The following is a 467-nucleotide window of genomic DNA, read 5'->3' as shown; positions in this document are numbered from 1 at the left end:
GCCAACAACTCCACTGCACCCGCCGACCAATCCACATGCGGACTCGGCGCATCCACATGCAACGTCTCGGGCAGCATCTCGTGGCGCATCGCCTGCACCATCTTGATCACACCCGCCACCCCGGCCGCCGCCTGAGTGTGACCCATATTCGACTTGATCGACCCCAACCACAACGGCTCACTGCGGCCCTGACCATAAGTCGCCAAAAGCGCCTGCGCCTCAATCGGATCACCCAACGTCGTCCCGGTGCCATGCCCCTCAACGACGTCCACCTCAGCAGCACTCAACCCGGCATTGGCCAACGCCGCACGCACCACCCGCTGCTGCGACGGACCATTGGGCGCCGTCAACCCATTCGAAGCACCGTCCTGGTTGACCGCCGACCCCCGCACCACCGCCAACACCGGATGCCCCAACCGCACCGCATCCGAGAGCCGCTCCACCACCAACATGCCGCCACCCTCGGA

General features: G+C 65.5%; 1 pseudogene. It reads right to left on the bottom strand.

The window, feature by feature from the left end:
- A pseudogene (locus AC5Y42_RS23610) lies at nt 1-467 on the bottom strand (type I polyketide synthase); the annotation flags it as partial.

The organism is Mycobacterium sp. NGS48, from assembly GCF_059812585.1.
This window is presented reverse-complemented; position numbering and strand designations above follow the sequence as displayed.